The organism is Halovalidus salilacus (genome assembly GCF_031852275.1).
In the GTDB taxonomy this organism is placed as follows: domain Archaea; phylum Halobacteriota; class Halobacteria; order Halobacteriales; family Natrialbaceae; genus Halovalidus; species Halovalidus salilacus.
This window is the reverse complement of the sequence record NZ_CP134700.1, coordinates 967,675-992,411: the sequence shown is the minus strand read 5'-3', so window position 1 is coordinate 992,411 and position 24,737 is coordinate 967,675. Positions and strand designations below refer to the sequence as shown.

The 24,737-nt window shown below is 66.8% G+C and carries 26 protein-coding genes; 12 read left to right on the top strand and 14 right to left on the bottom strand.

Features of this window, described 5'->3' with window-relative positions; genetic code table 11:
- Nucleotides 1–49: 49 nt before the first annotated feature.
- The 3 genes from pan2 (at nucleotide 50) to RJT68_RS04800 (ending at nucleotide 2,346) form a co-directional block, all read left to right on the top strand.
- Nucleotides 50–1,282: a proteasome-activating nucleotidase Pan2 gene (gene pan2, locus RJT68_RS04810; RefSeq protein WP_407039240.1), complete on the top strand. Its 1,233-nt coding sequence runs from the start codon at nucleotides 50–52 to the stop codon at nucleotides 1,280–1,282.
- 102 nt (nucleotides 1,283–1,384) lie between these two features.
- Complete coding sequence (locus tag RJT68_RS04805) at nucleotides 1,385–1,861, top strand: pyruvoyl-dependent arginine decarboxylase (RefSeq protein WP_407039239.1); 477 nt, start codon at nucleotides 1,385–1,387, stop codon at nucleotides 1,859–1,861.
- 68 nt (nucleotides 1,862–1,929) lie between these two features.
- Nucleotides 1,930–2,346 (top strand): DUF5811 family protein, encoded by a 417-nt coding sequence (locus RJT68_RS04800; RefSeq protein ID WP_407039238.1) that lies wholly within the window; start codon nucleotides 1,930–1,932, stop codon nucleotides 2,344–2,346.
- 124 nt (nucleotides 2,347–2,470) lie between these two features.
- On the opposite strand, the gene RJT68_RS04795 is transcribed toward RJT68_RS04800, so the two are convergent.
- From RJT68_RS04795 to RJT68_RS04780, 4 genes are all read right to left on the bottom strand, one after another.
- On the bottom strand, nucleotides 2,471–2,965 hold the full coding sequence (locus RJT68_RS04795; protein WP_407039237.1) for a DUF6276 family protein: 495 nt from the start codon (nucleotides 2,963–2,965) through the stop codon (nucleotides 2,471–2,473).
- Nucleotides 2,966–3,066: 101 nt separating this feature from the next.
- On the bottom strand, nucleotides 3,067–3,789 hold the full coding sequence (locus tag RJT68_RS04790; RefSeq protein WP_407039236.1) for a V-type ATP synthase subunit D: 723 nt from the start codon (nucleotides 3,787–3,789) through the stop codon (nucleotides 3,067–3,069).
- A 72-nt stretch (nucleotides 3,790–3,861) separates the two neighbouring features.
- Nucleotides 3,862–5,475, bottom strand: coding sequence for a long-chain-fatty-acid--CoA ligase (locus tag RJT68_RS04785; RefSeq protein ID WP_407039235.1), 1,614 nt, complete (start codon nucleotides 5,473–5,475; stop codon nucleotides 3,862–3,864).
- A gap of 74 nt (nucleotides 5,476–5,549) precedes the next feature.
- Nucleotides 5,550–5,753, bottom strand: coding sequence for a zinc ribbon domain-containing protein (locus tag RJT68_RS04780; protein ID WP_407039234.1), 204 nt, complete (start codon nucleotides 5,751–5,753; stop codon nucleotides 5,550–5,552).
- 58 nt (nucleotides 5,754–5,811) lie between these two features.
- Between RJT68_RS04780 and RJT68_RS04775 the strand changes: the two genes are divergently transcribed.
- On the top strand, nucleotides 5,812–6,132 hold the full coding sequence (locus RJT68_RS04775) for a hypothetical protein (RefSeq protein ID WP_407039233.1): 321 nt from the start codon (nucleotides 5,812–5,814) through the stop codon (nucleotides 6,130–6,132).
- 218 nt (nucleotides 6,133–6,350) lie between these two features.
- Here RJT68_RS04775 and RJT68_RS04770 read toward each other — a convergent pair whose 3' ends face one another.
- The 8 genes from RJT68_RS04770 to ahaH form a co-directional block, all read right to left on the bottom strand.
- Nucleotides 6,351–7,763, bottom strand: a complete 1,413-nt coding sequence (locus RJT68_RS04770; protein WP_407039232.1) for an ATP synthase subunit B — start codon at nucleotides 7,761–7,763, stop codon at nucleotides 6,351–6,353.
- Nucleotides 7,764–7,766: 3 nt separating this feature from the next.
- Complete coding sequence (locus RJT68_RS04765; RefSeq protein WP_407039231.1) at nucleotides 7,767–9,530, bottom strand: ATP synthase subunit A; 1,764 nt, start codon at nucleotides 9,528–9,530, stop codon at nucleotides 7,767–7,769.
- 10 nt (nucleotides 9,531–9,540) lie between these two features.
- Nucleotides 9,541–9,876 carry a V-type ATP synthase subunit F gene (locus RJT68_RS04760; protein WP_407039230.1) on the bottom strand — a complete coding sequence of 112 codons (336 nt, stop codon included), beginning with the start codon at nucleotides 9,874–9,876 and terminating at the stop codon, nucleotides 9,541–9,543.
- On the bottom strand, nucleotides 9,873–10,937 hold the full coding sequence (locus tag RJT68_RS04755; RefSeq protein WP_407039229.1) for a V-type ATP synthase subunit C: 1,065 nt from the start codon (nucleotides 10,935–10,937) through the stop codon (nucleotides 9,873–9,875). The genes RJT68_RS04760 and RJT68_RS04755 overlap by 4 nt, the downstream gene beginning before the upstream one ends.
- Nucleotides 10,934–11,521: a V-type ATP synthase subunit E gene (locus RJT68_RS04750; RefSeq protein WP_407039228.1), complete on the bottom strand. Its 588-nt coding sequence runs from the start codon at nucleotides 11,519–11,521 to the stop codon at nucleotides 10,934–10,936. The genes RJT68_RS04755 and RJT68_RS04750 overlap by 4 nt, the downstream gene beginning before the upstream one ends.
- A gap of 19 nt (nucleotides 11,522–11,540) precedes the next feature.
- Nucleotides 11,541–11,804: a hypothetical protein gene (locus RJT68_RS04745; protein ID WP_407039227.1), complete on the bottom strand. Its 264-nt coding sequence runs from the start codon at nucleotides 11,802–11,804 to the stop codon at nucleotides 11,541–11,543.
- A gap of 239 nt (nucleotides 11,805–12,043) precedes the next feature.
- Nucleotides 12,044–14,227 carry a V-type ATP synthase subunit I gene (locus RJT68_RS04740; protein ID WP_407039226.1) on the bottom strand — a complete coding sequence of 728 codons (2,184 nt, stop codon included), beginning with the start codon at nucleotides 14,225–14,227 and terminating at the stop codon, nucleotides 12,044–12,046.
- On the bottom strand, nucleotides 14,214–14,546 hold the full coding sequence (gene ahaH / locus RJT68_RS04735) for an ATP synthase archaeal subunit H (protein ID WP_407039225.1): 333 nt from the start codon (nucleotides 14,544–14,546) through the stop codon (nucleotides 14,214–14,216). Before ahaH ends, RJT68_RS04740 begins: the two co-directional genes overlap by 14 nt.
- Before the next feature lie 257 nt (nucleotides 14,547–14,803).
- On the opposite strand from ahaH, the gene RJT68_RS04730 reads away from it, so the two are divergent.
- On the top strand, nucleotides 14,804–15,427 hold the full coding sequence (locus RJT68_RS04730; RefSeq protein ID WP_407039224.1) for a methyltransferase domain-containing protein: 624 nt from the start codon (nucleotides 14,804–14,806) through the stop codon (nucleotides 15,425–15,427).
- A 48-nt stretch (nucleotides 15,428–15,475) separates the two neighbouring features.
- Here RJT68_RS04730 and RJT68_RS04725 read toward each other — a convergent pair whose 3' ends face one another.
- Nucleotides 15,476–15,961, bottom strand: coding sequence for a type IV pilin (locus tag RJT68_RS04725; protein ID WP_407039223.1), 486 nt, complete (start codon nucleotides 15,959–15,961; stop codon nucleotides 15,476–15,478).
- A gap of 95 nt (nucleotides 15,962–16,056) precedes the next feature.
- The gene (locus tag RJT68_RS04720; RefSeq protein ID WP_407039222.1) at nucleotides 16,057–17,310 is read right to left on the bottom strand and encodes a carboxypeptidase-like regulatory domain-containing protein; all 1,254 of its coding nucleotides are present in this window, start codon (nucleotides 17,308–17,310) and stop codon (nucleotides 16,057–16,059) included.
- A gap of 158 nt (nucleotides 17,311–17,468) precedes the next feature.
- Between RJT68_RS04720 and RJT68_RS04715 the strand changes: the two genes are divergently transcribed.
- The 7 genes from RJT68_RS04715 to RJT68_RS04685 all read left to right on the top strand — a co-directional run bounded on the left by RJT68_RS04715 (nucleotide 17,469) and on the right by RJT68_RS04685 (nucleotide 24,477).
- The gene (locus RJT68_RS04715; RefSeq protein WP_407039221.1) at nucleotides 17,469–18,824 is read left to right on the top strand and encodes a helix-turn-helix transcriptional regulator; all 1,356 of its coding nucleotides are present in this window, start codon (nucleotides 17,469–17,471) and stop codon (nucleotides 18,822–18,824) included.
- 106 nt (nucleotides 18,825–18,930) lie between these two features.
- Nucleotides 18,931–20,484: a sulfatase gene (locus RJT68_RS04710; RefSeq protein WP_407039220.1), complete on the top strand. Its 1,554-nt coding sequence runs from the start codon at nucleotides 18,931–18,933 to the stop codon at nucleotides 20,482–20,484.
- A 106-nt stretch (nucleotides 20,485–20,590) separates the two neighbouring features.
- Nucleotides 20,591–20,878 (top strand): hypothetical protein, encoded by a 288-nt coding sequence (locus RJT68_RS04705; RefSeq protein WP_407039219.1) that lies wholly within the window; start codon nucleotides 20,591–20,593, stop codon nucleotides 20,876–20,878.
- A 185-nt stretch (nucleotides 20,879–21,063) separates the two neighbouring features.
- Nucleotides 21,064–21,774 carry a TetR/AcrR family transcriptional regulator gene (locus tag RJT68_RS04700; RefSeq protein ID WP_407039218.1) on the top strand — a complete coding sequence of 237 codons (711 nt, stop codon included), beginning with the start codon at nucleotides 21,064–21,066 and terminating at the stop codon, nucleotides 21,772–21,774.
- A 53-nt stretch (nucleotides 21,775–21,827) separates the two neighbouring features.
- A complete protein-coding gene (locus RJT68_RS04695; protein ID WP_407039217.1) occupies nucleotides 21,828–22,796 on the top strand; it encodes a hypothetical protein in 969 nt (322 codons plus the stop codon).
- The gene (locus tag RJT68_RS04690) at nucleotides 22,771–23,109 is read left to right on the top strand and encodes a hypothetical protein (RefSeq protein ID WP_407039216.1); all 339 of its coding nucleotides are present in this window, start codon (nucleotides 22,771–22,773) and stop codon (nucleotides 23,107–23,109) included. Before RJT68_RS04695 ends, RJT68_RS04690 begins: the two co-directional genes overlap by 26 nt.
- Nucleotides 23,110–23,169: 60 nt before the next feature.
- The gene (locus RJT68_RS04685) at nucleotides 23,170–24,477 is read left to right on the top strand and encodes an MBL fold metallo-hydrolase (protein ID WP_407039215.1); all 1,308 of its coding nucleotides are present in this window, start codon (nucleotides 23,170–23,172) and stop codon (nucleotides 24,475–24,477) included.
- The last annotated feature ends 260 nt before the right edge of the window (nucleotides 24,478–24,737 follow it).

Sequence of the window (24,737 nt, the reverse complement as noted above, 5' to 3'; positions counted from 1 at the left end):
GCGACCCAAAGGCACATTTATCGTGGGCGACTTATCCACGCCCGTCAGGATGTCTCGAAGCCCGTCCCTCCCAGACAGACCCCACCGCGAGATCGATCCCGATCTCCCCGACGACGAACGGCTCGAGGCGCTCCGCGGGCACTTCGAAGACCTCGTCGAGGTCAACGAACAGCTCTCGAATCAACTCGAGACCGCGCGCGACCGCAGGGAGCGCCTCCGCGAGGAAGTCGACCGCGTCGAACGCGAGAACGAGACGCTCAAGAGCTCCTCGCTGTACATCGCGACCGTCGAGGACGTGGTGGACGACGGCGAGGTCGTCGTCAAGCAGCACGGAAACAACCAGGAGGTCCTCACCGAGGTCTCCCCGCAACTCGCCGACGAGGTGAACGCGGGCGACCGGGTCGCCGTCAACGACTCCTTCGCGATCCAGACGGTGTTGAACGCGGAAACCGACGCCCGCGCCCAGTCGATGGAGATCACCGAGAGTCCGGCGGTCAGCTACGAGGACATCGGCGGCATCGACGAGCAGATCCGCGAGGTCCGCGAGGCCGTCGAACAGCCCCTCACCCAGCCGGAACTGTTCGACGAGGTGGGCATCGAGCCGCCGTCGGGCGTCCTGCTCTACGGTCCGCCGGGGACGGGCAAGACGATGCTCGCCAAAGCGGTCGCCAACGAGACCGACGCCACGTTCATCAAGATGGCCGGCTCCGAACTCGTCCGCAAGTTCATCGGCGAGGGCTCGCGGCTCGTCCGCGACCTCTTCGAGATGGCCCGCGAGCGCGAACCGGCCATCATCTTCATCGACGAGATCGACGCCATCGCGAGCACCCGCACCGAGTCCAAAACGTCGGGCGACGCCGAGGTCCAGCGGACGATGATGCAGTTGCTCTCCGAGATGGACGGCTTCGAGGCCCGCGGAAACATCCGCATCATCGCCGCCACCAACAGGTTCGACATGCTCGACCGGGCCATCCTCCGCCCCGGCCGCTTCGACCGCCTCATCGAGGTCCCCGAACCGGACCGCGACGGCCGCGAGCAGATCTTAGAGATCCACACCCGCGGCATGAACGTCGCCGACACGGTCGACTTCGCCGAACTCGCCGACGAGACCGAGGGCTACTCCGGCGCCGAGATCGAGAGCCTCGCCACGGAGGCCGGCATGTACGCCATCCGCGACGAGCGCGACCGGATCACCCACGAGGACTTCGAACAGGCCCGTCGGAAGATCGAAGACGGCGACTCGAGCGAGATCGTCGCGTCGGCGAACTACTTCTACCGCTAGCCGGCGCGGTCTTCGAAGCCGACACCCGTTTCGCGGTTCGGTCGAGTGAACGTTCGAGCGCGGATCGCAACTCCTTACGCCCTCGGCCCCCGACCGACCGATATGAGCACGATTCGAGTCGTCTGGGGGACGGCGACGGCACCCACTGCGATGGCCTCCTACGACGCGGCCCTCGCCGAGGCGGGCGTCGAGAACTACAACCTCGTGACCGTCTCCTCGGTGATCCCCGCGGACGTCGACGTCGAGGCCGTCGGCACCGCGCCCGACCTCGGCCCCGCCGGCGAGCGCCTCACCGTCGTCGAGGCCCGGGCCACGGCCGCCGGCCCGGCCCGCGTCAGCGCCGCCCTCGCGTGGGCCCGGTCCGAGGAGGGCCCCGGCCTCTTCTACGAGGTCGCCGGCGAAACGGACGGAGAGGACGTCGAGAACCGGGTCCTCGAGGGGCTCGAGGCCGGCCAGGAGCTTCGCGACTGGACCTTTCACGAGCCGAACGTCTGCGTCGAGACCGCCCGAGCGGAGTCGGGGACCTACACCACGGCGGTCGTCCTCGCGGTGTACGGCGAGAGTACGCCGATCGTGTGAGCCGCGGCGGTTCGACGGAGGCGAATTCTTTTACCTTCTTGCCCCCTTATGGGAGACAACCACTTCTCATGAACGGAAACACGCCGTACGCAGGACTCCCCGGAGTAACGCAGGCTGGTCAACGCGCCGCGGCGGACGTCCCCGACCTCTCGAGGGGTCAGAAGCGAACCCTCCACCGCGACGTCTCGCGAATCGCCGCCCGCACCCGGGAACTGCTCCCCGACGAGTACGCCGTCGATGCCGAGGTGAGCCACGGCGTCTCCGGCCCGCAGGTCACCGTCGCCGTTCGCCCCCCGATCGGCCACCCCGTCAGCGCCGGCTTCACGCCCGACCTCGAGGCCGACGAACCGGGCGACGGGGTCGAGGTGGACTCCGAGATCATCGCCGCCGCCGACCGCGACGAGGTCGCCCGCGGCCTCGCCGCCAGCGCCGCCCTCCAGGTCAAGCAGGCGCTCAGCGACAACGTGAAGCCGACGGCTCGATAGCCCCCTGAGAACGTCGACTCGCCGTCCCCCATCGTCTCGGTCCTCGCGTACTCTCTCCGCCGTCAGTTCGACGGACGGACCGACGAGAGATCGCCCGACGAGCCGCACGTCGCTCCGAAGGTCGTCAGTACGACAGCTGCTCGAGCTGGTGCACCCGCCGCTCGAGGTCGATCGCCGACTCGATCCCCGGGTCGGCCGCCAGCCGGTCGAGGACGAGCAGCGGGTCCGCCCCCGCCCGCTCGACGTCCGTCAACAGCCGCTCGATCGCCGACCGGTTCGTCGCGAGCGAGGAGCACAGCCCGATCGCCAACGCGAGCGGCGCGGCGCGCTCGAGGCGGGTCGGGAAGGCGTCGCTCACGCGGGAGAAGTCGGGATCGACCGCCACGGATTCGGTATCGGTATCGGTATCGGTATCGGTATCGGCATCTCGCCCGCCGTCCGCGCTCGGAATCGAGACGGTGAGACAGCGGGTGCAGATCGCGGCAACGGAGCCGTCGGCGGTGGCGTCAGCCGCAGAATCCGCGCTCGAATTCGCCGCCGCGGGAATCAACTCTCGGTACGCTTCATCGACGGGAAACGCGACGGTATCGGCGCCGCAGGCCGGGCACGAGCGTGTCATCGGGTTGATCCGTGGTGACTGAAGGAATCGGACTCGAATGGGGATCGGCTCGGAATCGGTTCGTGAAATCGGCGATCGAGTGCGAGTCGCGGCGACCGAACTCAGTCGCCGCCGGGCAGCCCACCCGCGGTCGCCTGCTCCATCTCGGCTTCTTCGGCCTCCTCGGCCGCCGCTTCGGCCTGGCGGGCCTCCTTTTCCTCCTGCTCTTTCTTCTCCTTGATCTTCTTCAGGCGGAAGATCTCCTCGCGTTCTTGCTCCTCGAGTTTCTGCTCGATGTACTCCTGGCTCTCGTAGAGGTCCGGCAGGAGCTTGAACTCGAGCGCGTTGACCCGCCGCTTGGTGGTCTCGATCTCGCGGAGCATCTTCTTCATCGCCGTCTCGACCTCCGCCGCGAGGATGATGCTCTCGAGCAGGTCCTCGTAGGCTTCGGCGACCTCGTCGATGCGCGCGGAGGTGCCCATGATCCCGTAGCCGCGCTGGTCGAGGCGCTTCGAGACGCGCGAGGACTCGATCTGCGGGACGACGACCCCCATGATGTTCTTCGACTCGGTGGTGATCTCGGGGTGTTCCTGCAGCGCCGCCGCCGCGCCGCGGACCGCGACGTCGCCTTCCATCGCCCGGGCCATGTTGATCTTCTTCTGGGCTTCCTCGTAGTCGTCGGCGAGGTCGCCGCGGACGTCCTGGGCCTTGTCCAGGATGTCCATGAACTCCATGATCAGCCCGTCACGTTTCTTCTCGAGGGTGCCGTGGCCCCGCTCGGAGAGCTCGATGCGATCCTCGATCGCCATCAAGTTCTTGCGGGTGGGCTTGACGTCCTTGGCCATCTTAGGCGGGTGTAGCGGTCCCAGGCGGATAACTGTTTACAGTTTCCGTGGAGGTGGTTCCCCCCGGTCGCCTCACCCCTGCCCGACCATCCGCTCTTCGTCCTCCCACTCCTCCTGTCGAAGCTCGTACTTCTGGACCTTGCCGGTCGCCGTCGTGGGCAACTCCTCGACGAACTCGACCCGGCGGACGGTCTTGTAGCCCGCGAGGTTCTCCCGCGTGAACGCCTCGAGGTCGCCCGCGGTCACCCCCGGATCGTCCGGGTCGCCGCTGGTCGGGACGACGAACGCCTTCGGAGTCTCGCCCCACTCGTCGCTCGGCGCCGGGATCACGGCCACGTCGGCCACTTCCGGGTGGTCGAAGAGGGCGTCCTCGAGTTCGATGCTCGAGATGTTCTCGCCGCCGGAGATGATGATGTCCTTCTTGCGGTCCTGGATCGAGATCATGCCGTGCTCGTCGACCGTCGCGAGGTCGCCGGTGTGGTAGTAGCCCTCGACGCGGTCGTTGAAGGCCTCCTCGGTCGCCTCGGGCTTGTTCCAGTACTTCTCCATGATCTGGTTGCCCCGGACGACGACCTCGCCGAGGGTCTCGTCGTCCCGCGGGACGTCCCGGCCGTCCTCGTCGACGACGCGGATCTCGGTGCCGAGGTACGAGAGGCCCTGGCGCTTCTTGATCGCGAAGCGGTCGCTGCTGTCGTCGTCGAACGTCCGTCGCGCGTCGGAGGTGGTGATCAGCGGCCCGGTCTCGGTCGCGCCGTAGACGTGTTTCAGGTACCAGCCGAAGTCCTCCTCGACCGTGCGGATCGTCGCCTCCGGCGGGGCGCTGCCGGCGGTCGCCAGCCGGACGTCCCGGTCGCCCGTCGTCTCGGGATCGTGCTCGCGGTAGTAATTGACCAGCATGTTCAACACCGTCGGCGCGCCGCACATGTAGGAGACGTCCTCCTCGCGAACCGTCTCGAAGATCTCCCCGGCGTCGATCCCGCGCGTACAGACGTGTTTCGCCCCGATTCCCGTGATCGCGAAGATGTGGCCCCAGCCGTTGGCGTGGAACATCGGCAGCGTCCACAGGTAGACGTCGTCGTCTCTGATCTCCTGGTGGGCCGTGATCAGGTAGGCGTGGATCGTCTCGCAGCGGTGGGTCCGACAGACGCCTTTCGGATCGCCGGTGGTCCCCGAGGTGTAGTTGATCGTGATGATTTCGTCCTCGCTCATCTCGGGGCGGTCGTACTCCGCGCCGGCGTCCTCGAGGACAGCGTCGAACGACTCCCAGTCACCGTCCACCGCGTCCGGATCGTTCGTGATGAACGTCTCCGTCGGCACCTCGTCCCGAATCGCCTCGATCTTCTCCGCGTAGTCGTAGTCGGCGTAGATGGCCTTCACGCCCGCGTCCGACAGGATGTACTCGAAGTCGTCGGGCGTCAGCCGATAGTTCAGCGGCGTGTGAATCCCGCCGACCTGCATGATCCCGTAGGCGGCCTCGAGGTGGTAGTGCGTGTTCGGATCGAGGACCGCCACCCGGTCGCCCTTCTCGACGCCCCGCTCCTGCAGCGCCGCCGAGAACCGGTCGGCGCGCTCGCCCAGTTCGTCGTACGTGAACCGCTCGCCGGTCGTCGCGACGACGGCTTCCTCCTCCCCGTAGTGCGTCCTCGCGCGGTCTAGAAACTCCGTCACGAGCAGTGGTTTGTGCATGCGTACCTAATGACAACGACTGTCACTAAGTGGATTTCGGTGATCGCGAACCCGCGGGAGGAGGCGAACCCGGGCTACCCGAGGAAGAGGTCGACCATGTCCCCGGACGACTGGCCCTTGTACAGTTCCGAGTAGCCGCAGTCCGTGCAACTAACCACCATGAATCGCCGGTTCTGGATGTCGAACATCTTCGAGAGCCCAGTTCCGGTCGTCGAAATCTTGTCGATCTCCGTCTCGGTTCCGCCGCATTTCGGACAGCCGGTTTCGCCGTCTTTCATATCTCGCGATTGCTGTCAGTCGATAAAACCTTTGTGCCGTGCGCGCGAGGGCGAACCCATGTCTGAAGCCGCGCTGCTTCTCATCATCTTCGTGATCGCCCTGGTTGTCCCGCTCGCCCTCTGGGCGTCGATTCGCGAGGAAACGGCGAATCCGGAGATCACCGACCGTGAGACCGCCGAACGCATCACCAAGGAACGCGGCGGGATAGACGGTTCCGATTCGCCCACTCGCTCGAGTCCGAGCCCTGATCGGGCTTCGGACCGGCAGGACCGCTTGAGCGAGGACGGGCGGTCGACGGGGACGGAGACGGAGTACTCCGTCTTCGACGACGACCGAGATCGCCGCGAGGACGAGCGACGCGATCCGGATCGTCGGTGAGGCCGTCCGCGACGGTTCGGGCGACTGGGTCGATCGACCCTACGCGATCTGTGTTCGACCGATCGACCCCACTCGATCCGCGTTTCGACCGATCGACGTCACCCGATCCGCGTTTCCACCCTTCACCGCCGTCGTTCGCACCGCTGGATCGGGGTCGTACGAGAACGAAACAGCGCGAAGCGAAAAAGCGACGGCCCGAGAAGCGGTTTTCGCGCCGATCAGTCGGCAGCGACGGCTTCCGGTTCCTCTTCGCGGTAGTGCTCCTCGATGAACTCCTCGTCGATGCGGTTGAGTGCGTCCTTGGGCAGCATCGAGAGCAGGTCCCAGCCGATCTCGAGGGTCTCCTCGATCGTCCGGTTGGTCTCGTAGCCCTGCTGGACGAACTCCTGCTCGAAGCGGTCGGCGAAGTCGAGGAACTTGTTGTCTCGCTCGCTGAGCGCTTCGCGGCCGACGATGTTCACGAGGTCGCGCAGGTCCTCACCCTCCGCGTAGGCGGCGTACATCTGGTCGGAGACGTCGGCGTGGTCGGCGCGGGTGAGGCCCTCGCCGATCCCGTCGTCCATCAGCCGCGACAGGCTGGGCAGGACGTTGATCGGCGGCTCGATCCCCTCGCTGTTCAGGCTGCGGTCCATCACGATCTGCCCCTCCGTGATGTACCCCGTCAGGTCGGGGATCGGGTGGGTGTCGTCGTCGCCGGGCATCGTGAGGATCGGAATCTGGGTGACCGACCCCTCGCGACCCTTGATTCGACCCGCCCGCTCGTAGAGCTGGGCCAGGTCGGTGTACATGTACCCGGGGTAGCCGCGTCGACCCGGAACCTCCTCGCGCGCCGCCCCGATCTCGCGGAGCGCCTCGCAGTAGTTCGTGATGTCGGTGAGGATGACGAGCACGTGGTAGCCCTTGTCGAAGGCCAGGTATTCGGCCGTGGTCAGCGCGAGCCGCGGCGTGACCGTCCGCTCGACCGCGGGGTCGTCCGCGAGGTTCATGAAGACGACCGAGCGCTCGAGTGCACCCGTGCGTTCGAAGTCCTGCATGAACTCGTTGGCCTCCTCCTGGGTGATGCCCATCGCGCCGAAGATGACCGCGAACTCCGAACCCTCGTCGCCCTCATCGTCGGCCTCCTCCGGCACGGTCGCCTGGCGCGCGATCTGCAGCGCCAGTTCGTTGTGGGGCAGGCCGGAGCCGGAGAAGATCGGCAGCTTCTGGCCGCGGACCAGCGTGTTCATGCCGTCGATGGCCGACACGCCGGTCTGGATGAACTCCTCGGGGTACTCCCGGGAGTAAGGGTTGATCGCCTCGCCGACGATGTCCCGTCGCTCCTCGGGGACGATGTCCGGGCCGCCGTCGATCGGTCTGCCGGAGCCGTCGAGGACGCGTCCGAGCAGGTCCTCGGTGACGGGCATCTTCATCGTCTCGCCCAGGAATCGGACGGAGGCGTTGCGGTCGATACCGCCCGTTCCCTCGAACACCTGGATCGAGACGATCCCTTCGCTCGATTCCAGCACCTGCCCGCGCAGGGTCTCGCCGGCCGGCGTCTCGATCTCGACGATCTCGTCGTAGCCGACGGGTTCGTCGACTTCGGCGAACACCAGCGGGCCGCTGACTTCCGTGATTGTCTGGTACTCTTTCATGGTTCAGTACAGACTCCGAATCTGTTCTTCGAGGTCGCTCTCGAGTTCGTCGATGAACTCGTTCCACTCGTCTGCGGTGCCCATCCGGTTGAGCCGCGGTGCGGCGTCGACGTCGGCGATCTCCTCGACCGGGACGCCGGCCTCCAGCGCCTCGAACGCCTCGTCGTTGAACGTCTTGATCGCCAGGAGCATCCGGTAGGTCTTCTTCGGGTCGCAGTAGGTGTCGACGTCGTGGAACGCGTTCTGCTGGAGCCAGGCTTCGCGCAGGTAGCGCGCCACCTCGAGGGTGAGCTGCTGGTCCGCCGGCAGCGCGTCCTTGCCGACGAGCTGGACGATCTCCTGCAGTTCGTCCTCCTCGTCGAGCACGTCGACCGCCCACTGGCGAACCTCCGGCCAGTCCTCGGCGACGTTCTCGCGGAACCAGGGGTCTAACTGTTGGCGGTACAGCGAGTACGACTCGTTCCAGTTGATCGACGGGAAGTGCCGGCGTTCGGCGAGGTCCGCGTCGAGCGCCCAGAACGTCTTCACGATGCGCAGCGTGTTCTGGGTGACCGGCTCGGAGAAGTCCCCGCCGGGCGGGGAGACCGCGCCGATGACCGAGACCGACCCCTGCGTGCCGTTGATGTTCTGGAAGAGACCCGCGCGCTCGTAGAACTCCGAGAGCGACGCCGCGAGGTAGGCGGGGTAACCCTCCTCGCCGGGCATCTCCTCGAGTCGGCTCGAGATCTCGCGCATGGCCTCCGCCCACCGCGAGGTGGAGTCGGCCATGAGCGCGACGTCGTAGCCCATGTCGCGGAAGTACTCCGCGATCGTGATTCCCGTGTAGATACAGGACTCGCGGGCGGCGACGGGCATGTTCGAGGTGTTCGCGATGAGGCACGTCCGGGACATCAGCGGCTTCCCGGTCTGGGGGTCTTCCAGCTCCGGGAAGTCCTCGATGACCTCGGTCATCTCGTTGCCGCGCTCGCCGCAGCCGACGTAGACGACGATGTCCGCGTCGGCCCACTTGGCGAGTTGGTGCTGCGTGACCGTCTTGCCCGAGCCGAACGGGCCCGGGATGGCCGCGGTACCGCCCTTGGCGATCGGGAAGAGGCCGTCGAGGATCCGCTGGCCCGACACCAGGGGAATCGTCGGCGTCTGCTTCTCGTCGGCGGGGCGGGCCCGTCGGACGGGCCACTCCTGGTGCATGGTGATCTCCTCGCCGGAGTCGAGTTCCGCGACGACTTCGTCGACGGTGAACTCGCCCTCGTCGATGGCGGTGATCTCGCCGCCGTCGTAATCCGGCGGTACCATGACCTTGTGCGTGATGCTCTCGGTCTCGGGCACCTCGCCGATGATGTCGCCGGGTTCGACCGCGTCGCCCTCCGACACCGTGGGCGTGAACTCCCACGTCGTCTCGAGGTCGATCCCCGGCGCGTCGACCCCGCGGTCGAGGAACGCCGAGTTCATCTTCTCCTCGAGTTCGTCCAGCGGACGCTGGACGCCGTCGTAGATGGAGTCCAGCATTCCGGGTCCGAGGTCGACCGCGAGGGGCTCGCCCGTGTTCTCGACGGGTTCGCCCGGGCTGACGCCGGAGGTCTCTTCGTACACCTGAATCGTGGTCAGGTTCCCTTCGATCTCGATGACCTCGCCCATCAGCCCTTCGTCGCCGACGTAGACGACGTCGTTCATCCGGGCGTCGAGGTCCGTGGCGGTCACGACCGGACCGCTCACGCTTTCGATGACACCGTCTTCTCTGACGGTCTCGGTTTGTTCTGCCTGACTCATAGTTGTGGGTTCACTCGTTGTCTTCCTCCTGGTCCATCAGATCGATACCGATCGCCCGCTTGATCTGGTCGCGCAGTCCGCCACCGCCGGTTCCGGAGCCGATGGTGACGACGACCGGTTCGACGCTCGTTTCGACGTCCTGCCGTACGTTCCGCGAGAGGTACTCGAGGTCGTCGTCGTGCATCACGACGATGCCGACGTCGTCGTCGTCGAGTACCTTGGTGACGGCGTCGTCTAACTCTGTCCCTTTCTGCTCGTCCGGAACGTTCTCGAATCGACGAACGCCCGCGAGCCGAAAGCCGGTCGTGAACTCCTGGCTGCCGACGACTGCGATTTCCTGGCTCATAGGACCACCAGTTCTTCTTCGATCTCGTTCTCGGAGAGGCCGACCTCGCGCCCGCGAGCGATCGCGCGAATGTTCTCGACCTCGCGCTCCTTCGCGAGGATGTACGACAGCACGGCCGATATCGACACCGGATAGATGCTCGAGAGCCGATCGGCGTACTCGAGCAGCGCCGCGTCGAGGGCGTGCTCGAACTGGATGAGGCTCTCGGCGTCGCGCAGCCTGGCCAGCGCGCCGGAGAGGCGCTCGCCGTACCGCCTGTTCTCGGCGATGTGGTCGACGAGTTCGTCGTAATCGGCGACCAGTCGGGAGAGGTCACCGCGATCGAAGAGGACGCCCCCCTCGATGTAGTACTCCGCGGGGTCGAGGTCGGCGCCGCTTCGAGCGAGTCGCAGCGCGTTTCGCGCGTTGCGGAAGTCGATCTCGGCCTGCAGGAACTCGGCGTACAGCGCCTCGGGCCCCTCCTGGGGGACGCCGTACTGCCCTCGGAGGTCGCCGAGCAGGCGCTCGTAGAACGCCCGGTCGAGCGCGTTCTCGAGCGGGACGAGAACTCCGCTCTCCTCGTACGCCTCGAAGGCGTCGGTGAGCGGCTCGTAGAAGATCGTCCGGCGGAGTTCCTCGATGGCGTCCTCGATCGTATCGACTTCGAGGGCGCGCTCGAGGGTCCGCTCGTCGATCTCGCCGGCGCGGATGAGGTCGGCTTCGATCTCCTCGGTGGGCGTGTCGGTGTAGATCCCGCGGATGATCGTCTTGACGTTCCAGACGTCGAACTTCCGGAGGTACCGGGCGATGCGGTCGTAGAGTCGACCGTCGGCCCAGTCCAGCAGGTCCTGGAAGTTCTTGGCGAGGTTCCGGTTGAGCGCGTGCTCGATCAGGTCGACGCCCGAAAAGCGCGTTCCGAGTTCGTTGATCTCGCGTTCGTACTCCGTCTCCTCCATGAACCGCGCGATCTCGCTCGGCCCCATCCGGATCAGCTTGCGGTAGTCCTCGTCGTCGAACAGCTTCGCTCGGCGCGACCGAACGCGGCCGTTGACGTACTCCGGATTCGAGGCTCCTGCGCTCATTGCTCGAAGAGTTTGTCGCTGATCTCTCGGAGGTTGTCCTCCCAGACGTCCTCGAGCAGCGAGTCGAACGTGTTGTTGACTCGGACCCGCGACTGCTCGCTCTCGACGACGACGCCGCCGAGACAGTCGCGCTCGCCGGCGTACTCGTAGTCGCCGTACGCGTCGTCCTCGAGGATCGACTCGATCAACGCCTCGTCGTCGGATCGACCGTAGACGTTGACGTCGTCTCCCTCGTCGAACTCGACGCTCGCGGCCTCGAGCAGCTCCCGGGTCAGCTCCTCCCGGGTGTCACCCTCGAGCGAGGCGAGTTCGTCCTCGACCTCCTCGCGGACTTCCCCGAGGACGTCGCGGCGGGCCTCCAGGCGCTGTTGTTTCGCCTCCAGTTTGGCACTGGAGAGACGCTGTTCGCGAAGCTGCTCGATCTCTCGATCGACCTCGCGCTCCGCGGCCTCGATGGTCTCCTCGGCGTCCTCCTCGGCCGCCGATTCGATCTCCTCGGCGCGGGCTTCGCCCTCGTCGCGGATTTCCTCCGCACGCGCGCGGGCCTCGTCTCGAATGTCTTCAACGACTGTGTCCAAACTCATTGGTAAGGGGGATGGTCGATTAGACCAGGAAAATGGCGACGATCGCGAAGATGACGAGCGTTTCCGGAAGCACAGTCATAACGATCCCCGGAACGAACATGTCGTCGTCTTCGGCGATTGCACCGACGGCGGCGGCGCCGATACCTCGCTCCGCGTACCCCGCGGCGAGTGCAGAGAGACCGACTGCGAGCGCGGCCGCACCCGTGTTGGTGAGGAACGGCGATTCTTCGACGGTTTCTTGCAGTGCGATGTCGGCGAATGCGGACAGGATTTCGAGTGTCATGGGTGTCTAATACTCGCTCTGAGTTCGATTGCTCCGAACAGCCGTATCTGTCCTCGCACACCCCATAAAACTCTCGAAAAAATTCGACATAGCTAAACTGCACCAGCCTCCTCGAAAAGGTGCGGCAAGCCATACCACGGGCGTGGTTCGGGCGTTTTCAGATCCGACCGATCGTTGAGGCTCGATCGAAAAACGAGGTCGGAGAACCAGAGTTCGCGCGGCGGGGAGCCGACCGACGGTCAGTCGGCTCGAGCCTCGTGGCCGAACGGCTCGTACTCCTCGCCGCCGCCCTCGTAGAACTTCTGGAAGAACTCCACGTACTCGAGGCGGAGCATCTGGATTCCCGCGGCGGTGATACCGAGCAGGAGCACCAAGACGTGCCCGAAGATGAAGATGAGGATGGCGAGCGGGATACCGATCCACGCGGGGTCCATCCAGAGGAGGCCGACGAACTCCTGTTCATAGCCGGAGACGTCGTACGTCGGCAGGTTGAACACGGTGTGGCCGTGATCGGAGTAGCCGCCGAACACCAGCAGGTTCACCGCGAAGGCCATCCCGGCTTTCGCGAGCAGGACGGCGACCATCCGCAGGTACGAGAGGACGTGTCCGAACGCCCAGGCCGGCACCTCGAATACGCCGGCGATACCTTCACCGACGCCGACGAGCACGACGCCGACAGCCAAAGCCGCGATCGCGACGAGTCCGACAGCCTCCGGGATGACGGCGTAGTCGGCGACGAAACCCGGCTTCTGGCCGACTGCGTGACCGCTGAATATCCAGATGAACAGGCCGTTCATCGCGAGGATCCACGACAGTCGCTCGTAGACGGCTGCCTTGACTCCGTGGCTGAGTTCGTTGATGAACCCCATAATCAGGCCGATATTGAGGTGGATCAGTCCGAAGACGAGGCTGAAGACGATCCAGAGTAACGCCCAGTCGGTTGCCTGCAGGCCCTTGTCGAACGAATCCATGAACAGGTACGTCGACAGGACGCCGTGGAGCCCCTCGGGCATCCAGTACTCGATGTGAACGCCGAACATCTCGTCGTACAGCCAGCCGAAGATGACCGTGAACGCCCCGGCCCAGATGCCGATCGTTCCGATCGCCTTGCCTGCGTCGGAGTCGAACACCTTCCAGGCGCCGTAGCCCATCGCCATGTACAACAGCCCGTAGCCGATGTCGCCGATCATGAACCCGAAGGCGAACGGGTACGTCAGGAAGACTAGCACCGTCGGGTCGAGTTCGCTGTACTTGGGCTGACTCACCAGCTTAACCAGTAGTTCGAACGGCTTCGCCGGCGTGATGTTGTTGAGGATCACCGGCGGCTCCCGGTCCATCGTCAGGGTCCGGTCTCCGTACCCGTTCGTACCGCCGTCCGTGGCGGCCGTCGGCTGGCTCGGCTCGGCTTCCTCCTCCTCGTCGGGCGTCCCTTCCTCCTCGACGATGCCGCCGCCCCCGCCGGTGGGCGCTTCCATCGCGTGGTCGTGCTCCTCGTAGTCCGCCCGCTCGAGTTCCTCGACTTCGACGCTCTCGCCGACGGCGTCGTTGAGCGCCGCGACGAGACGGTCGTACTCCGAGGTGGGCACCCAGCCTTCGGCGACGAACGCCCGGCTGGTCGTCGCGAACTGCAGCGGCGCCTCCGCGCGCTGGACCTCGATGGTCAACTCCTCCTCGACGCGCAGCAGGAAGCTCCCGTTGTTGAGCTTCAGCTGCTCGAGTTCGGATTCGGCTTCCTCGAGTCGCGACTCGAGGTCGCGTCGCTCCTCCTCGAGGTCGGCGACGTACGCCTCCGGACTCTCGGCCGTCTCGGGGATCTCGTACCGGGTGAGCTCAACGCCGACGAGCGCGTCGTCGATCAGTCCCTCGACCGGTTCGCCCTCGGCGGGCGCCGCCACGACGGCGACGACGTTCCCGCCGGTGAAGGTGTCGTAGGCGCGAACCTCGTCGGCGTTCTCGAGGGCCTCCTCGACCGCCGTGACCGAACCCTCGCCGACGAGGACGTCGACGCTGTCGTAGCCCGTCAGCAGGTCGAGGTCGATCCCCAGCTCCGCGAACGGCTCGACGCGGTCGATCTTCTCCTCGACCTGTCGGAGATTTTCGCGAATCTCGGAGTGCTCGTCGTCGAGTTCGTTGACCCGCGTTCGGATCTCCTCGAGACGGTCCTCCCAGCCCTCGTCGATCGAGCCCGGCGCGGTGTCCTCGCGCGTGAGGTCGAGCGTGCTCTCGAGCGCGCGGACGGTCACCAGCTTCTCGGACGCGTCTTCGGCGCCCTGGATGGGGTTCCCGTTGTCGAACCCCTGCCAGTTGCCGTCGTAGTCCGACAGGTGTACCAGGTTCAGCTCGTGGATCGTCTCGATGACCGTGGACATGACGCCCTTCGAGCCGGCCACCGAGACCTTACTCATCCGCTCAGGTCTGAGCATGGACGTCCTCCTGGAACAGTTCGACGACGTACTGCGTCACCTCGTCGACCCGGTCTCGGGCGTGCTCGGCGAGCGCCTCGCGATCTTCCTCGCCCTCTCGGAGGATGCGTTCACACTCGGCGTCGATCTCCTCGCGCGCCTCCTCGAGGCGGCGCTCTTTGAGCTCGCGCGCCTCCTCTTCCGCTTCGGTACGGATCTCCTCGGCACGTTCCCGGGCCTCGGCTATCCGTTCGTCGCGGTCTTTCTCTGCCAGTGCGACGACCTCGTCGGCTTCCTCCTCCGCCGACTGTATTCGTTCGAGAACCTCTGGCCTCGGCATACTCTAAGCACGCGAAGGTTTACCCAGCGCGTATATGGTAGTTGCGAAAGTCGATCAGAAATCCGCCCGTACCGGGCGACGGAAGTCACGATCACTTCACCAAGTCTGGGTTACGGTGCCGAATATTCCACCCCCACCCGGGGCGGTTCGACGAACCGAGAGTCCGGCGTCTCCCTCGCACCCCCAGGCCGGAGCGCACCGTCACCCGCGCCGTCGGAACAGCAGACATTTCTCGATTCGATCACAATGCACCTGTAATGGGAATCCTCGAGAACAAGGCGCGGGCCCGACTGTTCTACAAGTACCTCTCGAAGGTCTACGACCGGATCAACCCCTTCATCTGGACCGAAGAGATGCGCGCCGAGGCCCTCGACCTCCTCGACCTCGAGCCCGACATGGCCGTCCTCGACGTCGGCTGTGGAACCGGCTTCGCCACAGAGGGACTCCTCCAGCGCGTCGACGAGGTGTACGCGCTCGACCAGAGCGAACACCAGCTCGAGCAGGCCTACCGGAAGTTCGGCAAGCGGGGGCCGCCAGTGCACTTCCACCGCGGCGACGCCGAGCGGCTCCCGTTCGCGACGAACACCTTCGACGTCGTCTGGTCCTCGGGCTCGATCGAGTACTGGCCCGACCCCGTCCGCACCCTCCGGGAGTTCCGCCGCGTCCTGAAACCCGGCGGGCAGGTGCTCGTCGTCGGGCCGAACTACCCCGATCACGTTCTCACGCAGAAGCTCGCCGACGCGATCATGCTCTTTTACGACGAGTACGAGGCCGATCGGATGTTCAAGACCGCCGGCTTCGAGGACGTGAGACACAAGTTCATGGGTCCGTCCTACGAGCCCGACGTGGCGATCACGACGATCGGACGCGCGCCCGAGTGACGGCGTCACCCGCGGTTCGACCGTCCGCCACGGCGTTCATCGGCCTCCTCACCCCGCGGTCTCCTCGAGCGTCGCGATCGTCGCACCGTCGACGACGAGGGTGACCGACACTTCGTCACCCGGATCGAGGGACGGATCGTTCGTCGACGCGAGTCGAAACGACGCCCGCTCCCCCGCCCGCCACGTCGTCCCGCCGGAGGGGTTGAACGGTCCGCCCGGGGAGTCCTCGAATCCCGAGGCCCCGACGTACGGGACCGGCGGCTGGCGGGCGAGTCGCTCGCCGTCGATTTCCACGGCGACCTCGAGGTCCTCGACGTCGATCGGATCGCCCGAGACGTGCTCGAGGACGACCTCGGAGCGGTCGGCGTCCACCTCGAGGTCGAAGGCGGCGGTCGGAACGGGATCGGCGAGGACGAACGAACTCGCGCCGACGGCGACGACGGCCGCCAAGCCGACGGTGATGCCGATCAGGAGGGTCACGCCGAGCGCGGGGTTGACACCGCGATCCCGTCGGTTTCGGTTTCGATCCGTCACGGTACGTGACTGTCGGATCGGCTTCGTACAAAAATTCGCGCCTCGACGAGGGGGACGAAAAGAGAGTGGCCGAGGGTCTCCGATCCGCCGACGGGTTACTCTTCGGAGCCGGCGGTCGCGGTGACGTCGTCGGAACCGGATTCGACGACGACTTCGTACTCGCCGACGGGCGGGATAATCCACAGCGTTCCGTCAGCGTTCGTCGTTCCGAGTTCGAATCCGTCGGTCGAGACCGCGGCCGACTCGACCGGTTCGCCCTCGTCGTCTGTGACGGTGACCTCGACTGGGCCGTCAGCGGGCGTTTCGACGAGCGACACGGCGAGGTCGTCGTCCTCGCTCGTCGCGTTTACGGGCTCCGATAGCAACCCGTTACGCGACAGGTCCTGGACCATCATGTCCGGCGAGAGGTCCTGGTATTCGCGGTACACTTCCCCGGTTCCTTCGTCGAGATAGACTTCCAGGTCCCCTCCCTGGTCGTGCCCCGTCGAGTGATAGCTGTACAATCGCTCCGTGGAGAAATCCCGGCTACCGGTCGACGTCGCAGCGTCGCCCGCCCACGGGTAGAGGTCGTTCACGTAGTCGTACGCTTCGTTGTGGCCGTCTATCCGGCTCTCTCGCGACGTGTTTCGATTATCGAACCGCGTCGTTTCCGTGTAGTAGTTTCCGTCGATCAGCGAGATGCTGTACCCCGTTTCCGAGGTTTGAATCGCGACGACGGGCTCCGCGTCGCTTCCGCCGGATTGCATACTCTCGTCGATCTTTTCGCGGACGTCCGTTCGGTGCAAATTCAGGGCTTCCTGATCGTTGTCCGTCGATAACGAGTAGCCGCGGATTCGTTCCGTCCGATCGTCGACGTCCGCTAACGCGTCCGAGAGGATGGCCGCTTCGTGGTAGTTTCGCATCAGCGTTTGGAGCAACTCTCGCTCCGAAATGTCGCCGTTCGCGTGATCGATAACGGCCCGTTCCTCCCGCTCTTCCAGCACCGAGATCCGGTCTTCGAGCCTGCTGTGAGCCGACTTGACCATCCGCTCGCGCTCGCTGTTGTTGGCTTCCTCGAAGCGGCTGTCGGTGATGGTGTACTGTTCCTGGTCGACTCGTATCTCGACGTCGGTACTCGCGAGTTGGGTTCCGAGGTCGGGGCCGTACACGGCGTAGCCGCTGCGTACCTCGCCGGTAACGGGGAGCCTGTTCGTCGTCCCTTCGGCTTCGACCGGCGTCGTTCGGTCTTCGACGGTCACGGGTTCGTCGAGCGACTGCGAACCGTTGCTCGGCCCGGCCGCGACGACCGTCATCGCGGGGATCGAGAGGACGAGGAGCAACGCGAGGAGGGCGGGGGGCGCGTCGGTCATCGCTGCTAAGTATGGATTACTAGTACAAAAACCGGTCGCACCGCCGACGGGGCGATGCCGCCCTCCTCGAGCCGAAAAATTCGGTTTCAGGGTGCCGTTAAGGAACCGTTTTTCGATGGAAAGGGTTTTTTCCCCTGGGAATGCACCCGTTGGTACGCATGCGGTTCTCCACCGCCATCACGCTCGCCCTCACCTCCCTCCTCGTCGCGTCCGCCCTGGGGGCGGTGGCCGCCGCGCCGTCCCCCGAACCCGTCCCGACGGACGGATCCTCGCACCGGGCGTCCCCGCTCGAGCCCGCACCGCAGGTGCAGTTCGCAGCCGACGATCCAGCGGTCCCCGCGGAGGCCGACCCCGCACAGGTCGTCCGGATCGACGTCGACGACGACGGAGACGCGCGCTGGACCGTCGAGAGTCGCTTCCTCATCACCGACGAAGAGGAAGAAGACGCGTTCGACGAACACGCGGAACTCGTCACGAGCGGCGCGCGAGACGTCGGTTACGACGCCTCCCAGTTCCAGCAGTTCGTCACCGCCGCGAACGAGTCGACCGGCCGAGAGATGACCATCGAGGACCCCGGCTGGGACGAGCCGCGGACGGTGTCGCCGGAGGAGATCGACGAGGCCGACGACGGGGACTCGCCCGAGAACGCCACCATCGGGGTCATCTCGTACTCGTTCACGTGGACGAACTTCGCGACCGTCGACGGCGACCGGATCCGCGTCGGCGACGTCTTCGCGGACGACGACGGGTCGTGGTTCAACGTCGATTACGGCCAGCGACTGATCGTCCAGCCCCCGTCGGGCTACGGCTTCCACGAGTTCCCCTCCTCCACCAGTTCGAACGAGGGCGCGCTGATCTGGGACGGCCCGCACGAGTTCGACCGCGGCGAATTCGAGATCACGTTCCACCGGGCCGGCAGCGGCGGTGGCGGTCCGGGCGGTTCCTCGGGGTTCCCCTGGTGGATGGGCGGTGCGATCGCGGTCGTCTTCGCCGTCGGGTACGTTCTCGCCAAGCGGGACGTCCTGACGTGGCCGGACGACCGTCCGTCGCTTCCGGACGCGGTTCGACGGTCGATCGACGACGCGCTCGACTCGGTCCGGAACGCGAAGCCGACTCGAGACGAGACGGAGTTCGTGGAGACGGACGGCGCCGGTTCGACGGCCGCCTCGTCGGACGGGGATCCCTCGGAGGCGAACGCCGACCCCGACGGCGCAGTCCGGCCCGCTTCCGCCGGCCAGGTCGCCGACGCGGCGTCGGAAACCGAACTCGAGTACGACGAGGACGACTCGATCGACGTCGAACTCCTGAGCGACGAGGAGCGCGTCCTCAGGTTACTCCGGCAAAACGGCGGCCGGATGAAGCAGGCGTCGATCGTCAAGGAGACCGGCTGGTCGAACGCGAAAGTCTCGCAACTGCTCTCCAAGATGGACGACGACGACGAGATCGAGAAGCTCCGGATCGGTCGCGAAAACCTCATCACCCTGCCGGAAGTCGATCCGACCGAAGTGGACTGAGAGCGCGGTCCGAACGAAACGGTCGCTCGAGGCGGACGAACCGCGGCCGACCCCTGCATACTCCGGGCCGGTGACCTTCGGCACGAGGAGCGGAGTAGGGGGTGTCATGGCCGAATCCGAATCGGAATCCGGATCCGAGTCAGCATCGTCCAACGGGAGTGACCCCGAGTCACATTCCACCGTCCGTAACGTCGTCGTCGTCGTCCTCGACACCGCTCGGAAGAGGAGCGTCGACGGGGAGACGATGCCGACGTTGCAGTCGCTCGCCGAGGAGGGAACGAGTTTCGAGAACGCCTTCTCCGCCGCGGCGTGGACGCTCCCGGCCCACGCCTCGATGTTCACGGGCACCCATCCGACCGAACACGGCGCCCACGGTGGTCACACGTTCCTCTCGGACTCGCTTCGACTCCTCCCGGAGGCGTTCGCCGACGCGGGGTACGAGACCGTCGGCGTCTCGAACAACACCTGGATCACCGAGGAGTTCGGGTTCGACCGCGGGTTCGACGACCTCCGGCGCGGGTGGCAGTACGTCCAGTCCGACGTCGACATGGGCGTCGTCGTCCGCGGCGAGGACCTGCGCGAGAAGCTCCTGGCCGCGAGAGCGCGCCTCTTCGAGGGGAATCCGCTCGTCAACCTGGCGAACGTCCTTTACAGCGAGGTGCTCCGGCCCGCGGGCGACGACGGCGCCGATCGGACGACGAACTGGGTGTCCGAGTGGCTCGGCGAGCGGAACGACGACCGCCCGTTCTTCCTCTTCTGTAACTACATCGAGCCCCACGTCGAGTACGGTCCGCCGCAACGCCACGCCGAGGCGCACCTCCCCGAAGACGTCACGTACGGGGAGGCGACGGCGATCCGGCAGGACCCGCGGGCGTACGACTGCGAGGACTACGACCTCGACGACCGGGAGTTCGCGGCCCTTCGGGGCCTCTACCGCGGCGAACTCTCCTACGTCGACGAGCAACTCGGCCGCCTCCGAACCGCGCTCGTCGAGGCCGACGAGTGGGAGGACACCCTGTTCGTCGTCTGCGGCGACCACGGCGAGCACGTCGGCGAGCACGGCTTTTTCGGCCACCAGTACAACCTCTACGACACCCTGCTCCAGGTTCCGCTGGTCTGCCACGGCGGGCCGTTCACCGGCGGCGCCCGGCGCGAGGAACTCGTCCAGTTGCTCGACCTGCCCGACACGCTGCTCGAGGCGGCCGGGATCGACGACCCCGAGTTCGACGCGCAGAGCCACGGACGGCCGCTTCCGCCCGTCTCGAACGACGACGGCGGCGGAGGGGATACCGGACCGTGGCGCGAGGCCGTCTTCGCCGAGTACGTCTCTCCCCAGCCCTCGATCGAGCGGCTCGAGGCCCGCTTCGGCGAGATACCGGATCGCGTCCGGCGGTTCGACCGGCGGCTCCGCGCCGTTCGCACGGCCGAGTACAAGTACGTACGCGGGGACGACGGGTTCGAGCGCCTCCACCACGTCCCCACGGACCCTCGTGAGGAGGAGAACGTCGTCGACGAGACGCCTGAGCGCGCACGACGGCTTCGGACCCGACTCGAGGAACGGTTCGGCGAACTCGAGCGCGGGGAGGCCGATCCGGCCGACGGATCGGTCGCGATGCGCGAGGGAACCAGGGAGCGGCTGGCGGATCTGGGGTACCTGTGAGCGCGAGTACTCGAAGCTTCGCGGCGACGGTGGCCGGCTCGGGTCCGCCGTCCGCGCCCGCCGGCGCGGCGTTCAAGGTCCGGGCGGGCGAAGCGGAGTCCGACACGTGACTCCCGACATCGACCCCGACGCCCTGGAATCTCGCCTGCGAGAGCGGTTCGGCGGGTCGCCCGGCGAGGCGCGCACCGTCGCCCGGCAGGCGGTCGACCTGGCCGACGCCGGGCGCTACGAGGCGGACGTCGACGCCCCGTTGACGGCGGACGTCGTCTGCCAGGAGCTCGCCGACGCGCCCGATGGCACGCCGGCCGATCGGTGGAACTGGTGGATCGGGTCGCTCGAACTCGCGTTCGGCGGCTACGAGCGGTTCGGGATTCGGCGGTACCGGACCGACTGAGCGGTGCGTCGGTCTGTGTGGCCGACCGCTCGAGGATCCGCGGACGAATCGGCGACGAGGCGGACGAATCGGCGACGGGCCTGGCGAACTGACGACGGGTGAGGCGAATCGGGGGAGTCGAGAACCGCCGCGCGCGCGAGACGAACCGACACTCATTTGACCGTTCCTGACTAACCGGTCAGCTAGTGACCGATACGACCGTCCGACGGGAGATCATGACCGCGACCTTCGAGGCGCTCAGCGAGCACGGCTACGCCGAGTTGACCGCCCAGGACATCGCCGACCGGACGGGCAAGAGCAAGTCCCTGCTGTTCTACCACTACGGTTCCAAGGAGGACCTCGTCGCCGAGTTCGTCGAGGACTTCCTCGAGCGGTTCGACGAGCGGGTCGAGGAGACGCGCTCGCTGGCACCGGTCGAGCGCCTGGCCACGTTCGTCGACTGGTTTCTCACCGATCCGTCCGACGGCCACGACGATCGTGAGGCGTTCCACGTCGCGATGCTCGAACTCCGCGTGCAGGCGGTGCACAACGACAGGTTCCGCGAACTCCTTGGCGAGAGCGACGACCGACTTCGCGAGGCGCTCGAGGAGATCCTGGCGGCGGGTATCGAGGAGGGGCAGTTCGTCGAGCACGACCCCGAGGCGCTCGTCCCGCTCCTGATCGCCGCCTTCGACGGCGCCCGCATCAGGCAGGTCACCACCGGCAGGGACGAGTACCTGTCGGAGGTCCGGCGCGGGATCGTCGAGGATCTCGTCGACGACGTCCTCGCCGACGGCGTCGAGTTTCCCCCGCCTGGAATCCTCGAGGGCGTCGCCGACGGCGATCGGGCCAACGACGAGGACGGTTCTCAGGACGGCGACTCGACCGACGAGGGGGTGACCGATGACTCGGCGTGAGGGGGAACGTCACCGAAGATACATCATCCCCCTGGACCAACTGCTCGAGTGACATGACCAGGTCGACGGTCTCATCGAACGTCCCGGGAGCCCTCGAGCGAGCGACGGCCGGGCTCGCCCCGGCGGTCCGAGAGGCCGTCGTCGGGAGCGTTCCCCCGCCGGATCGGTCGGTTCCCGCGACCCTCTGTCGGACGGTCGCCGACGCGATCGCGATCGACCCGCCGACCGAGGGAACCCTCGAGTCGCTCGCGGAGGCGGTCGTCTCCCTCGAGGGGTACGCCCGACTCCGGGCCGACCTGCTCTCGACCGACCGGTACGGGGCCGCGGCCGAGCGGGACGTCGCCGTGCTGGCGAGCGACTACCTCTACGCCGCCGCCTACGCGCCGCTGGCGGACGCCGACGTCGCGCCGGATCGGGTACCCGCGCTCTATCGGACCCTGACCGTGGGCTCGGAGACGATCGTCCGACGATTCTCGGACGGCGCGTCGCGGTCCCCGGTACCGTCGTCCGAACCCTCGCCGTCGTCCTCCGAAACGCCGGCCGCGACGAACGGGACGACCGGGACGTCCGACTACGAGGTGACCCTCGCCGGCCTCGCGTGCGAACTGGGTGCCACCGCCGTCGGCGCCACCGGATCGACGCGACGGGCGGTCCGGCGCTACGGCGAGTCGCTCGCCGCCGCGCTCGCCGCGATCGCGCCCCCGAGCCCCGCAGAAGGCGACCCGAGGGCGACGGCGATCCGCGTCCTCTCCGGTTCCGACGACGCACCCGCGCGAATCCCGGCGCGAGGCGCCGTTCGGACCGCCGCCCCCGACCGCGACGGGTCGACATCGACTTCGACTTCGACCTCGTCGGTGGATCGCCACCTCGAGACCGCCCGGCGCGCGCTCCAGGCCCTCACCGCCTCCGACGAGGACGACTCGAGCGCGGTGGGACGACTCGAGAGAGCAACACGGATCCCGTTCGAACGCGAACGGGTCGACCGGGATCAGTACGATGACGACCGGGACGACGGCGCGTGAGTTCGCGCGGCCGCGCTGGCCGGCGTACCCCCTCTCGGCGCTCGTTCCCGGCCTCGGCCACTGGTACCTGGGTCGCTGGCGTCGAGGGGCGATCTGGTTCGCGCTGTACGCCCTCGCCCTCGCGTTCCTGAGCGCACGGACGCTCGCCGGCGCGCTCGAGCCGGGCCACCCGTTCGTGATCGCGGCGCTGCAGTTCGGGTCGGTCTCCTACGCGGACGTGGCCGTCCCGCTCGCGGTCCTGATCGTCTGCCTGCTCGACGTCTACCTTCTCGGATTGGCCCGGACCGGCTTCGACGGCGGGGACGGTGGGTGAGGCGGCGACCGCGAACCGACGAACGAAAGCGACTCGGCCCGCTAACTCGAGTCGACAGTCATGGACGTCGAATTCCTCGGTGGGGCCCGCGAGATCGGTCGGAGCGCGATCCTTATCGACGACAGCCTCCTCGTGGACTTCGGGATGGACTCGGGCAACCCGCCGTCGTACCCGATCGGCGACGTCGATCCCGACGCGGTCGTGGTGAGCCACGGTCACCTGGATCACGTCGGCTCGATCCCCGTGCTGCTGTCGGGCGACGCCCGCCCCGAAGTCCACTGGACGCCGCCGACGTACGACCTCGCGATGTTGCTGGCGCGGGACACCCTCTCACTTCACGGCGGGAGCTACGACTGCCCGTTCACCGAGGCCGAGGTCGCCCGCCTCACGCAGGTGTCGCGCACCCACGGCTACCGCGAGCCGTTCGAGGCGGCCGGTTACGAGATCACGTTCTACGAGGCGGGGCACATCCCCGGGAGCGCGCACGTGCTGGTTGACGACGGGGAGACACGCTTACTCTACACGGGCGACTTCCACACCGAGGACCAGCGCATCTGCGCGGGGACGACCGCGCGACCCGACGCCGACGTCTTGATCTGCGAGAGCACCTACGCCGACACGACGCGTCCGCCCAGGGCCGAGATCGAACGCGAGTTCGCCGAGAGCCTACGATCGACGATCCGGGAGGGCGGCACGGTCGTCGTGCCCGCCTTCGCCATCGGCCGCACCCAGGAGGTGCTCTGCATCTGCGAGGCGTACGACCTCGAGTGCTACGTCGACGGGATGGGAAAGCGGGTCACCGAACTCCTCCTGCGCCCGCGAAACCGGGAGTTCCTGCGCGATCCGGACCTGCTCCGGCGGGCGAAGGGGAACGCCAGGTTCGTCGACGGCCGGGACGGCCAGCGCAGGCGGATCGCCGCCCAGAACACCGTCATCGTCACCACCAGCGGGATGCTCCACGGCGGGCCGGCGATGACCTACGTCCCCGAGATCCGCACCCACCCGGCGAACAAGATCGCCCTAACGGGCTATCAGGTCGAGGGGACGCCCGGTCGCGACCTCCTCGAGACGGGCAGCGCCGAGATCGACGGCCGGATGATGCGCGTCAGCGCGCGCGTCGAGGCGTACGACTTCTCCGCGCACGCGGATCGGGAGGGCCTCCTGTCGTTTCTCGAGTCCTACGAGGACGCGACGATCCTCGTTAACCACGGCGATCGGTGCGAGGCGTTCGCCGAGGAACTCCGGGCGCGACGCGAGGGCGACGACATCGACGGGCGCGACTCGGCCCGACCCGATCGACGCGATCCCGGGAGACGTTCCGAATCCGACGTTCGTGCACCCGATATCGGAGAAACAGTCAGCTTGTGAGAGAACAATGCCACGAGCGTGCAGAAGGCCACCCGGAAACGGCGAGGGTTATCCGAGTATTAAAATACGGTCGGGCGCAAGGTGTCACCAGAACGAGTAGCGCGTTCAACGCAGATTTTCACCGCCGCATCCAGATACACCGTGTCACAAATCGACGATGTCCAGGACGACCGACGGAAGAACCGGCAGCTACGGAGGGATCGACCGAGATGAGACGACGAACGAGCGCGCGACCGACGCGGTCGCGCACGCCGGGAGGT

What these genes read in the sequence shown, in the direction of transcription:
- RJT68_RS04790 (WP_407039236.1), bottom strand. Translation starts at nt 3,789, where the DNA reads ATGGCCAAGGACGTCAAGCCCACCCGCAAGAACTTGATGGCGATCGAG.
- RJT68_RS04745 (WP_407039227.1), bottom strand. Translation starts at nt 11,804, where the DNA reads ATGACACTCGAAATCCTGTCCGCATTCGCCGACATCGCACTGCAAGAA.
- RJT68_RS04775 (WP_407039233.1), top strand. Translation starts at nt 5,812, where the DNA reads ATGTCTGAAGCCGCGCTGCTTCTCATCATCTTCGTGATCGCCCTGGTT.
- RJT68_RS04805 (WP_407039239.1), top strand. Translation starts at nt 1,385, where the DNA reads ATGAGCACGATTCGAGTCGTCTGGGGGACGGCGACGGCACCCACTGCG.
- RJT68_RS04710 (WP_407039220.1), top strand. Translation starts at nt 18,931, where the DNA reads ATGGCCGAATCCGAATCGGAATCCGGATCCGAGTCAGCATCGTCCAAC.
- RJT68_RS04770 (WP_407039232.1), bottom strand. Translation starts at nt 7,763, where the DNA reads ATGAAAGAGTACCAGACAATCACGGAAGTCAGCGGCCCGCTGGTGTTC.
- RJT68_RS04785 (WP_407039235.1), bottom strand. Translation starts at nt 5,475, where the DNA reads ATGCACAAACCACTGCTCGTGACGGAGTTTCTAGACCGCGCGAGGACG.
- RJT68_RS04695 (WP_407039217.1), top strand. Translation starts at nt 21,828, where the DNA reads ATGACCAGGTCGACGGTCTCATCGAACGTCCCGGGAGCCCTCGAGCGA.
- RJT68_RS04715 (WP_407039221.1), top strand. Translation starts at nt 17,469, where the DNA reads ATGCGGTTCTCCACCGCCATCACGCTCGCCCTCACCTCCCTCCTCGTC.
- RJT68_RS04780 (WP_407039234.1), bottom strand. Translation starts at nt 5,753, where the DNA reads ATGAAAGACGGCGAAACCGGCTGTCCGAAATGCGGCGGAACCGAGACG.
- pan2 (WP_407039240.1), top strand. Translation starts at nt 50, where the DNA reads ATGTCTCGAAGCCCGTCCCTCCCAGACAGACCCCACCGCGAGATCGAT.
- RJT68_RS04765 (WP_407039231.1), bottom strand. Translation starts at nt 9,530, where the DNA reads ATGAGTCAGGCAGAACAAACCGAGACCGTCAGAGAAGACGGTGTCATC.
- RJT68_RS04730 (WP_407039224.1), top strand. Translation starts at nt 14,804, where the DNA reads ATGGGAATCCTCGAGAACAAGGCGCGGGCCCGACTGTTCTACAAGTAC.
- RJT68_RS04795 (WP_407039237.1), bottom strand. Translation starts at nt 2,965, where the DNA reads ATGACACGCTCGTGCCCGGCCTGCGGCGCCGATACCGTCGCGTTTCCC.
- RJT68_RS04740 (WP_407039226.1), bottom strand. Translation starts at nt 14,227, where the DNA reads ATGCTCAGACCTGAGCGGATGAGTAAGGTCTCGGTGGCCGGCTCGAAG.
- RJT68_RS04755 (WP_407039229.1), bottom strand. Translation starts at nt 10,937, where the DNA reads ATGAGCGCAGGAGCCTCGAATCCGGAGTACGTCAACGGCCGCGTTCGG.
- ahaH (WP_407039225.1), bottom strand. Translation starts at nt 14,546, where the DNA reads ATGCCGAGGCCAGAGGTTCTCGAACGAATACAGTCGGCGGAGGAGGAA.
- RJT68_RS04760 (WP_407039230.1), bottom strand. Translation starts at nt 9,876, where the DNA reads ATGAGCCAGGAAATCGCAGTCGTCGGCAGCCAGGAGTTCACGACCGGC.
- RJT68_RS04750 (WP_407039228.1), bottom strand. Translation starts at nt 11,521, where the DNA reads ATGAGTTTGGACACAGTCGTTGAAGACATTCGAGACGAGGCCCGCGCG.
- RJT68_RS04800 (WP_407039238.1), top strand. Translation starts at nt 1,930, where the DNA reads ATGAACGGAAACACGCCGTACGCAGGACTCCCCGGAGTAACGCAGGCT.
- RJT68_RS04690 (WP_407039216.1), top strand. Translation starts at nt 22,771, where the DNA reads ATGACGACCGGGACGACGGCGCGTGAGTTCGCGCGGCCGCGCTGGCCG.
- RJT68_RS04720 (WP_407039222.1), bottom strand. Translation starts at nt 17,310, where the DNA reads ATGACCGACGCGCCCCCCGCCCTCCTCGCGTTGCTCCTCGTCCTCTCG.
- RJT68_RS04685 (WP_407039215.1), top strand. Translation starts at nt 23,170, where the DNA reads ATGGACGTCGAATTCCTCGGTGGGGCCCGCGAGATCGGTCGGAGCGCG.